At 49.8% G+C, this 8,753-nt stretch carries 10 protein-coding genes; 9 read left to right on the forward strand and 1 reads right to left on the reverse strand.

The genetic code is table 11. The features are described 5' to 3' along the window. Positions 1-460, forward strand: a 460-nt coding sequence (locus tag ACR0JX_RS19585) for a hypothetical protein (protein WP_480545488.1), incomplete at its 5' end; no start/stop codon positions are given. Between the two features lie 157 nt (positions 461-617). Here ACR0JX_RS19585 and ACR0JX_RS19590 read toward each other — a convergent pair. Continuing rightward, the gene (locus ACR0JX_RS19590) at positions 618-1,340 is read right to left on the reverse strand and encodes a hypothetical protein (protein ID WP_480545490.1); all 723 of its coding nucleotides are present in this window, start codon (positions 1,338-1,340) and stop codon (positions 618-620) included. Positions 1,341-1,573: 233 nt separating this feature from the next. Here ACR0JX_RS19590 and ACR0JX_RS19595 point away from each other — a divergent pair, with 233 nt between their 5' ends. The 8 genes from ACR0JX_RS19595 (at position 1,574) to ACR0JX_RS19630 (ending at position 8,496) form a co-directional block, all read left to right on the forward strand. Next, positions 1,574-2,620, forward strand: a complete 1,047-nt coding sequence (locus ACR0JX_RS19595; RefSeq protein WP_480545492.1) for a Gfo/Idh/MocA family protein — start codon at positions 1,574-1,576, stop codon at positions 2,618-2,620. Beyond that, positions 2,617-3,600: a class I SAM-dependent methyltransferase gene (locus tag ACR0JX_RS19600; RefSeq protein ID WP_480545494.1), complete on the forward strand. Its 984-nt coding sequence runs from the start codon at positions 2,617-2,619 to the stop codon at positions 3,598-3,600. The genes ACR0JX_RS19595 and ACR0JX_RS19600 overlap by 4 nt, the downstream gene beginning before the upstream one ends. Before the next feature lie 27 nt (positions 3,601-3,627). Next, positions 3,628-4,254: an SIS domain-containing protein gene (locus tag ACR0JX_RS19605; RefSeq protein WP_480545496.1), complete on the forward strand. Its 627-nt coding sequence runs from the start codon at positions 3,628-3,630 to the stop codon at positions 4,252-4,254. Positions 4,255-4,256: 2 nt separating this feature from the next. Continuing rightward, positions 4,257-5,054: an inositol monophosphatase family protein gene (locus ACR0JX_RS19610; protein ID WP_480545498.1), complete on the forward strand. Its 798-nt coding sequence runs from the start codon at positions 4,257-4,259 to the stop codon at positions 5,052-5,054. Between the two features lie 14 nt (positions 5,055-5,068). Beyond that, on the forward strand, positions 5,069-5,746 hold the full coding sequence (locus ACR0JX_RS19615) for an acylneuraminate cytidylyltransferase family protein (RefSeq protein ID WP_480545500.1): 678 nt from the start codon (positions 5,069-5,071) through the stop codon (positions 5,744-5,746). Between the two features lie 10 nt (positions 5,747-5,756). Continuing rightward, entirely contained in the window at positions 5,757-6,677 is a 921-nt protein-coding gene (locus ACR0JX_RS19620) for a phosphoglycerate dehydrogenase (RefSeq protein WP_480545502.1), read from the forward strand. Between the two features lie 60 nt (positions 6,678-6,737). Next, complete coding sequence (locus ACR0JX_RS19625; RefSeq protein ID WP_480545504.1) at positions 6,738-7,637, forward strand: SMP-30/gluconolactonase/LRE family protein; 900 nt, start codon at positions 6,738-6,740, stop codon at positions 7,635-7,637. Between the two features lie 316 nt (positions 7,638-7,953). Beyond that, positions 7,954-8,496 carry a TylF/MycF/NovP-related O-methyltransferase gene (locus tag ACR0JX_RS19630; protein ID WP_480545506.1) on the forward strand — a complete coding sequence of 181 codons (543 nt, stop codon included), beginning with the start codon at positions 7,954-7,956 and terminating at the stop codon, positions 8,494-8,496. Positions 8,497-8,753 lie beyond the last annotated feature (257 nt).

Below are 8,753 nucleotides of genomic sequence, written 5' to 3' on the forward strand. Positions count from 1 at the left end.
TGCAATCCACGCGGAAGCAGACGGCAGCGGCTATCGTGTGCTTTTGAAACATGACAATGGCCTGTACTTCGAATGGGTTCTCGATGGCCAAGGCGCACATGTTAGCGGTGCATCAATCAACGATGTCAAAACCGTCGAGACCTTCTATGGCGCTGATATTGATGAAGATACCTATATTGGCCCCGTTATAAACAATATTCCTTTATCGCTGTCAGCAAATCAGAATCTAGCACCTGAGTTCGCCCAGGCGTTTGCACTCGCATTGAGTGAAGATGACTTTGCGTTTTCGGCAGATATTGCTCTGGTCGTGGGGAGCAGTTTCGAAGATCATCAGGATAAACTGTTGGGCAACCGAAACGCATCAGACTCGGTCGTCGGGGAGAATTCAGATGTGGTGCGGGAGCTAGACACGGAGATCGCTTTGCAATCATTTCTGGAAGATGACGTCTTCATGCTCTAGGCAAAAGCTCAATTAGTACAGAACACCTCGTTCCCCGTAAGGGAACGAGGTGTTTTTTTGGTTGAATAAACCCTGCACGAAACTGGATTGCACTTATTAGTCTCTATGCACACGAGTAGGTGTGAAAATGCATCAGGTGAGACTAAGAAACAGACATCTATTCGAAGCGGACGCTCACATCCCACGATCGCGCCTTAACCCGCACAACATCATCGGGTCCGACTGGAACCGCCGGGCTCAGCCCCCCGGTGGCAATCCATTGGCCGGATTTGAGTGACGCGCCGTAGCGATGTGCAAGACGTAAAAACTCATCCGCCGCCCCCAATGGCCCACCGACTAGGTTGTGCGATCCCCCTTGAACAATTTGATCACTGTTGAGTGATGCCTCAGAGGTAAACTCCTGTTCCAAAGCTGCCTTATTGAATTCTTCAACGCCCGCTATCCAAAGCGCCCCTGCCCCTGCTCGATCCACGATCTGGCCAAAAAGGCTTGGTTTCAATGCCTCTGGAAGCACACTCGCCGGGATTTCAAAGCCAATGCCCATACGAGAAAATGAGATCTGCTGATCGGATCGATCCGGAACCGCCAGCTCAAGCATGATTTCGGGCTCGGCGAGTGGTGCGTTCAGCCGATTCAATGGGATAGCATTATCGCCGAAATGGACTTCGTTCTGGCCTAGCGGCCCAAAAAAGCTCTCGGTGTTTTTGAATACATTCCGCGACCAAGGGTTGGCTCCTCCGATCTTCCATGCGGCCACGTTGGGGACTTGCGACAAACCTATTTCATAGGCCTTTGTGATTTTGGTCGGTAAATCGTCGCTATTCAGGTCGGCCGCTCGACCTTCGTCCCTGGCTTGCGCCAGTTTCTCTAGTAGTATCATCGCGCTATTTTTTTAGTCCCTAAGATGTGTACCAAACTCTATCTCTCATTAGCGCTGGCAGCGTTTTGTTAAAATGCAGAATCCAATGGCACGCGAATTCTGGCCTAGAGGAATAGTATCGGCTTGCACCCAAAACGGTGATAGCTATGTTACCGAGAACTTGAGACTCTAGGCTATTGCGCCGTCTGACGGTCATGCAGACAGCATGCTGACCAGAAAAGAGAAAACAGACTATGACTCTGCGCGTGGCCATTATCGGATATGGGAAGATGGGCAGGATTCGCCACGAGGCGATGAACCGCCATGGCGGCTTCGACGTCGTAGTTGCCTGTGATACAGCAATAGATCCTGCTGCAAGTATTCCGATGGTCACAGATCCATTGGCGGTGTACGATCATAACCCGGATGTCATCGTGTGTAGCGTCCCCAATCTCATGATCCCAGACGTCGTCTGTGAGGCCCTATCCCGAGGCAAGCACGTGTTCTCTGAGAAACCACCAGGGCGCAATTCAGGCGATGTGCAGCGTATGATTGCCGCTGAGAAAGCCTCGATGGACCGTGTGCTAAAGTTCGGTTTCAACCATCGTACGCATGATGCAATTGAAGAAGCCAAAACGCTGATTGATGCAGGGACCATGGGTGAACTCTACTTTATGAGGGGTGTCTACGGCAAAGCTGGAGGTCCTGACTACGCGCAAAACTGGCGGAATGATCCTGCCTTGTCGGGTGGAGGAATCTTGATCGATCAAGGCATTCATATGCTTGATCTGTTCCTGATGTTTGCTGGAAAGTTTCGCGATGTGCGCAGCTTTGTCCAGCGTAATTTTTGGACTGATACGCCAGTTGAAGACAACGCTTTTGCACTAATGAAAACGCAAAGCGGTGTGGTGGCATCTGTCCATTCCTCGGCGACACAATGGCAGCATACGTTTCGCCTGGAGCTCTATCTGCGCAACGGTTTTATCTCGGTTGACGGTATTCTTTCCGCCTCCGGCAGTTATGGAACCGAAGTCTTGACCGTTGCACTCAACCGACTGGACAAAGGCGGTAACCCTATCCCGAACCCCGAGAGCCAGGAATTGCGCTTTACCGAAGACCGGTCCTGGGACAAAGAGATTGCCGAGTTCTACGATACAATCGTCGAAGGCAAGCCACTGCAGTGCGGCACTTCGCAGCAAGCGCTGGATGTCATGGAATTGGTTGAAGAAATCTATGCTGCTGATTCTGATTGGTTGCAGGAACTCAAGGGGCGCGCCTTTCAATCAGATCAGGTCTCATGACCATGCAAACACCAGTATTTCTTGATCACTTACCCGATATCGATTCAATTGCCGGCGAAAAGCCTGCCAGATACCGCCTTGTTCGAAACAAGGCACTGCTTGATCTGATGCTGGACGATAGAGCGATATGGACTAACCGTACAAGTTGCCCAGCTTGCGGATCTGCAGCTTGTAAAAGCCGCAACTTTTCTCAGACGCTTCTCGGGTCTCTGCGCTGTACGGAATGCAATACGATTTATGCTCAACGTGTGCCGGAACAGCATGTGTTGGACACTCTAAGGCTTGAAGTGATTGAAACGCAAAACAATGAGAAGCTGAACCCGGACCGAGAATTTGAATTCACTTCTTTGTTGAATTGGGTCAGCCTCACGGAAGCGCGTCTGAAGAAAAAGCTCGATGTTGTGACTGATATCAGATTTGCGTCACAGGCATTGGACTGGCCGGAGACAACAGAACGACTAAGCCACAACCGACGGTGGGAGTTTCTACCCCTGACGCCTGAGACAATCGATTTTGATCACATTCGGCAACAACTGGTTCGGATCGCACCGAAGGCCGTTCTCATTCCTGCTGAACTTGATCGTGTGGCTGATCCAGAGGCCCTGATGAAAACCATCAAGCAATCAGTGGCCCCAGGCACAATCATTTTCATCGCTAGTTCCTGTGCTGATGGGCTAGAGTATGAAATACTGGGTGCGGACTCACCTAGCTTCATTCCTCTTGACCGGCTGACTGTGTTTTCGATCAAGGGATTTCAGCTTTTGTGCGAGCGTCTCGGTTTTGACGTGCTCGAAGTCTCAACCCCAGGGCGATTGGATGCGGTGATCTTGGATCGATACTTCACAACAACTGAGAACGCGGATATGCCATTCTGGTCCAGTTTTTTCCGTGAGGCAGACAAAAATAGGCTGCGCGACCTTCAGATTCTGTTACAGCGCAGCCTAAAGTCCGGCGTTCTGAGATTTGTTCTGGAAGCTTGAACACCCTCTTCTAAGGATGAACTATCTATGCAAGACCATTTCCCCAGTACAGATTTTGAATCATGCGAGGGTTTTGCCGGCGCATATTTTGCGACGTTCGCCGAAGCTACCAAATCGAGTAACCTGAGCGCACTAGACGAAGTTGCGCTGGCTCTGACAGATACGATAAACGCAGGTAAGTTTATCTATATCTGCGGAAATGGCGGATCGGCAGGTATCGCTAATCATTCGTTGTGCGATTTCCTAAAATGCGTGCGCACGGATACTGATCTGATGCCGCGTTTTATGTCTTTATCGGCGCATACCGAAATGAACTCGGCCCTGGCGAATGACATTTCATATGATCAGGTCTTTGCCTATCAGTTGCAGTCTATGGCCCGCCCCGGCGACCTACTCTGGACGGTAAGCTCATCTGGTGACAGCGAGAACATTGTGCAGGCCCTAGAGGCGGCTAAATCGATTGGTTTAAAAACCATTTCCTTCACAGGATTTTCTGGTGGACGATCAAGATCGCTGGCGGACATCAACGCTCATGTGAATGCGAATAACTACGGTATCGTAGAAGATATCCACATGGCCTTCATCCACATTCTGACTCAGTATTTGCGCATGTCAAATATGGACAAATCCCTGATTAGAAATCGTAAATTCTAATTATGGAAGCTGCGTCCTTCCCTTCTGAACTTCGCGCTAGCCTGTGTTCTGCCTTACCTGTTTGGGTGAGCGATGTATTTACTCGACAGGCGGATGTTCGAGCAAAGGGGAACGATGGGTTGGACCTTGTGACAAGCCTGGATTTCGAGATGCAAGCCAAGCTTGAGCGCGAACTTCAAGCTTTGCTGCCAGGGTCCACCGTGGTGGGAGAAGAAGACTATAAACCACACAGCAACTCTGGACCAGTTTGGCTGGTAGACCCCCTAGACGGGACAGTCAATTTTGTAGCCAATCTGCCGGTTTTCAGCGTTGCTGTTATTCTGCTAATTGACGGTGTTCCCATTCTGGCCGCAGTACATGATATCCCACATGGCGATACATTTTCCGCACAGAAAGGCAATGGCGCCTTTCTGAATGGAACATCGCTGATGCCGCATTCGCACAAAGCGAAGCTGGCTATCGTGTCGTCGGGCCTGATAAGAGATCTTTCCGAAACCTGCCCCGAGGTGTTGGGTGAGTTACTTTCTCAACATAAGCTTCGAAATTTTGGCAGTCAGGCGCTTCACCTATGTTATGCGGCTTCAGGTAAAGTATGTCTTGTAGCCAGTCGCGAAGCTAAAGCTTGGGATGACATGGCTGGTGCGCTGATCGCAAACGAAGCAGGGCTACAATACGGTAGCTACCAGACACAGAGTGAAGCTGCAGCGTTCGATCAGGACCAAAGAAGCCTCTGCTGCGCGCCGGAGCTTTTTCACACCTACCAATCTCTATTTGCCCGCAGCCTGCCTGTATTGGACTAGAACAGGACACGAATATGAAAACAGTTGCCATGATCCCGGCCCGCATGGGCAGTCAGCGCCTAAAGAAAAAGAACCTTGCACCACTCGCTGGGCAACCCTTGATCACGCATGCAATAGAAAAATGTAAGGCAGCAGGCTGCTTTGATGCGGTTTATGTCAACTCAGAAAATGTCGAGTTTGCCCAGATCGCCGATGAGTATGGTGCCAAATTCTACCAACGTCCGGCAGAGTTAGGGAACTCGGTCGCTACATCCGAACAATTTGTCTACGATTTTCTGCGAAATGTAGACTGTGATCTATTGATCCAGGTACATTCTATCGCACCGCTTTTGACAGCAGGCGAGGTCAAGGATTTTGCCGAGGCGTTTATAGCGTCAGATGCAGATGTGATGTTGTCTTGTATCGAGGACCAGATTGAGGTCGCCTACAAGGATCAACCGATCAACTTTACATTTACTGAAAAGACCAACTCGCAGGATCTCGTGCCGACCCAGCGTGTGACATGGTCGATCACCGGTTGGCGCGCAAAACCATATGTAGATGCGGTCGAAGCTGGCCGAATTGGAACCTACAACGGCAAGATTCAATTCTATCCAGTCGGGGCAATATCAGGCCATGTGATCAAAACTCAGGAAGACCTTGATATCGCTGAGGCGCTGTTGGGTGTTCTGAGCAAGCACAAAACTGTCTAGGGGTCTGACGATGCAGGTACTGGTATCCAATATCATGATGATCAATGAAAAAGATCGATTTGATGCGGTGTTGAAGCAAAACGGCCTGGTCCCAATCTGGCCCAAAGTAAACCAGTTTATGTCAGAGTCTCAGTGCCTGGATTTTGCTGGGCAGATTGATGGATGGCTTGCTGGCGATGACCAGATAACTGAAGCAGTTCTTTTGGCCTGCTTGCCACGGCTCAAGGTGATCTCGAAATGGGGTACTGGAGTTGACAGTATCGATCTGATGGCTGCTGAGCGTCTGGGTGTGCCTATCTGCAACTCCCCAGGTGCATTCCGGGATGCGGTAAGCGAGTATGCAATTGGCTTGCTTTTGGCAGCGACACGTCGCCTAGCCCGTACTGATCGCATGATACGTAAGGGCGAATGGCCCAAGGGACGCTTTCCGGGCATGACTGGCAAGACAATGGGAATTGTAGGCTATGGTGCGATTGGACAAGGAGTGGGTCAACGGGCTCGCGGCCTTGGGATGGCTGTCGTTGCGCATGACCCAAACATAAAAGAGTCGCCAGATGGGACTCAGATTATTTCGTTCGCTGACCTTTTGGATCAAGCTGATGTGATCTGTCTCTGTTGCAACCAAACGCCTCAGAACTATCACCTGATTAATGCGGAAACGCTGCAGAAAGCCCGCGACCAGGTGATCATATGCAACGTGGCTCGGGGAGGTCTTGTCGATGAACAGGCTTTGATCGATGCTCTGAATAGCGGCAAGGTTGCAGCTGCCGCTTTGGATGTCTTTGAAAAAGAACCCCTGCCAGTTGATCATCCGCTCCTTGGCTTTGAAAATGTCGCCGTTTCCAGTCACAACGCAAACAGCACTGTTCAGGCGATAGAATATGTGCACGACAACACTCTAAAGAACCTCTTCCAACACTTGGGTGTGTGACGCCTGGCTTTGTATTCGAGTTACTTTACCTGACACCCTGTGATCTGAGGCTATGATATCATGCAAAAGACAGCTCAGATATTTGACGATCGCGTCTGTTTATTGGGCGAAGGCCCGTTCTGGCATCCTGAACGCCAACAGCTGTATTGGTTTGATATCTTAAACTGCCAACTTTTGTCGCGTGATGGTGAAACAGTTTTATCTTGGCAATTTGATAGGAATGTCAGCGCAGCGGGTTGGATTGATCAGGATAGTCTTCTGATCGCAAGTGAAACGGGCTTGAGCCGGTTCAACCTTGAGACGGGTTTAGAAATCATGTTGTGTCCAATCGAAGCGGACAACATGGCGACGCGATCGAATGATGGCCGCGCAGACCCTTGGGGGGGGTTTTGGGTTGGAACCATGAGCAAAACCGGGGAGCTATATCAGGGCGCGTTGTATCGATGGATGCCGGGCGCCGACGGCCAAAACGAGTTGCGCGTGTTGGAACAGGGGATGACCACACCCAACGCAATTTGCTTCGATCCAGACCGCAATCTGGCCTATTATGCTGATACAAAAGAGCGGAGAATCTGGAAAATGGCCGTCGATCCAAACTCTGGGTGGCCGCTTGGAGCGAAAACTGTTTTTGTCGATCTTAATGCGACCGAAACCACTCCGGAATACAAGCCAGATGGGGCTGTTACTGACATCGAAGGGTGCGTATGGGTTGCCCAATGGGGCTCAGCGCGCGTCGCACGCTACAGCCCGGATGGTGAATTTCTGTCTTCTGTGACCTTTCCAACCGGACATACATCGTGCCCGGCTTTTGGGGGTGCGGAAGCGCAAACCCTTTTTGTGACGACTGCACGTCAGAAACTACCCGAAACACGACCAGACTGGTTTGAAACGGCTGGATGTACTTTTTGTACAACTGCAAAAGTGGTTGGGCGTAAAGAACCTAGGATCAAACTAGTCTAAGCAATGAACAGGAACACTATAGCTCTTTGCATGAATTAGTGCTTTAGAGTCATGCAATCTAACGGGCGGTAGTTTGGAATTTGGAAGGAACAAAGAGTTCATGTTCAGAAGGCTAAGAAAAATTGAATAGAAACTGGATGTAACGATCCAAAAACTGTCAAGCATAACTCAAAACACATCCCGACCTTATCCTGTTACCCCTCCACCCCCAAAAGTAAGTGGTTGGCTTGACACACCCCCAAACAGTAATCTGGCACTATTTAAAGCCATATCCGAGAAGGCCTTAGAACGTACTGTAGCGATCGTTCAAAAAGAAATGCCTGATGCGATGGTATTCATTGAGACAGATGATTTTTTGAAATACACGCTTGAAAAAGCAGATCTTCAGGGCGCCCATGCTGAATTTGGTGTGTATTCAGGGCGTACAATTAATCTGTTCGCAAAAGAACGTCCCGACGTAGTTTTCGACGGTTTTGATAGCTTCGAAGGACTACCTGAAGAGTGGGTTGGATGGCAGCCATTTGACTTTGATCGCAAGGGCTCGTTCCCCGAGGTTGAGCACAATGTAAAACTTCATAAAGGGTGGTTCTCGGAAACACTTCCAGACTATGCAGCGAAAATCGATGCGTTGAGCTTTATGCATGTTGATTGCGATATCTACAGCTCGACGAAGACAATTTTTGATACGTTGAAGAAGCAGATCCGACCTGGTTGCGTCATCGTTTTTGATGAATACTTCTGTTACCCAAACTTTGAAAAACATGAGAGGCTCGCGTTTTCAGAGTTTTTGGATGACACTGGTTACAAGGCAAACTGGATTGCAGTATGCGGACAGCGAGCTGCATGTATAATCAGCTAGTTTGTGACCTGCTCCCCTGAAAGGACCACGACATTAAGCTAGCTCGTTCTCCAACTCGAACCAAAAAATATTCGCTAGCCCAGCGAGAACTCGATCAGTATCCGGCTGGGCTAGCTACGAGAGCATAGATTAGTCAGTCAGGTTAGGTGATCCTCCCCCACTGAAGTGGTCTTCCGCTATGTTTAGGAAAACGGAGGAGACACATGGCCAACAAGCGACCAAAGCCGGAAGAGATTGTCACGAAGTTACGGCAGGTT

The organism is Ruegeria sp. AH7 (genome assembly GCF_056541325.1).

What these genes read in the sequence shown, in the direction of transcription:
- ACR0JX_RS19630 (WP_480545506.1), top strand. Translation starts at nt 7,954, where the DNA reads ATGCCTGATGCGATGGTATTCATTGAGACAGATGATTTTTTGAAATAC.
- ACR0JX_RS19590 (WP_480545490.1), bottom strand. Translation starts at nt 1,340, where the DNA reads ATGATACTACTAGAGAAACTGGCGCAAGCCAGGGACGAAGGTCGAGCG.
- ACR0JX_RS19625 (WP_480545504.1), top strand. Translation starts at nt 6,738, where the DNA reads ATGCAAAAGACAGCTCAGATATTTGACGATCGCGTCTGTTTATTGGGC.
- ACR0JX_RS19620 (WP_480545502.1), top strand. Translation starts at nt 5,757, where the DNA reads ATGCAGGTACTGGTATCCAATATCATGATGATCAATGAAAAAGATCGA.
- ACR0JX_RS19600 (WP_480545494.1), top strand. Translation starts at nt 2,617, where the DNA reads ATGACCATGCAAACACCAGTATTTCTTGATCACTTACCCGATATCGAT.
- ACR0JX_RS19605 (WP_480545496.1), top strand. Translation starts at nt 3,628, where the DNA reads ATGCAAGACCATTTCCCCAGTACAGATTTTGAATCATGCGAGGGTTTT.
- ACR0JX_RS19610 (WP_480545498.1), top strand. Translation starts at nt 4,257, where the DNA reads ATGGAAGCTGCGTCCTTCCCTTCTGAACTTCGCGCTAGCCTGTGTTCT.
- ACR0JX_RS19615 (WP_480545500.1), top strand. Translation starts at nt 5,069, where the DNA reads ATGAAAACAGTTGCCATGATCCCGGCCCGCATGGGCAGTCAGCGCCTA.
- ACR0JX_RS19595 (WP_480545492.1), top strand. Translation starts at nt 1,574, where the DNA reads ATGACTCTGCGCGTGGCCATTATCGGATATGGGAAGATGGGCAGGATT.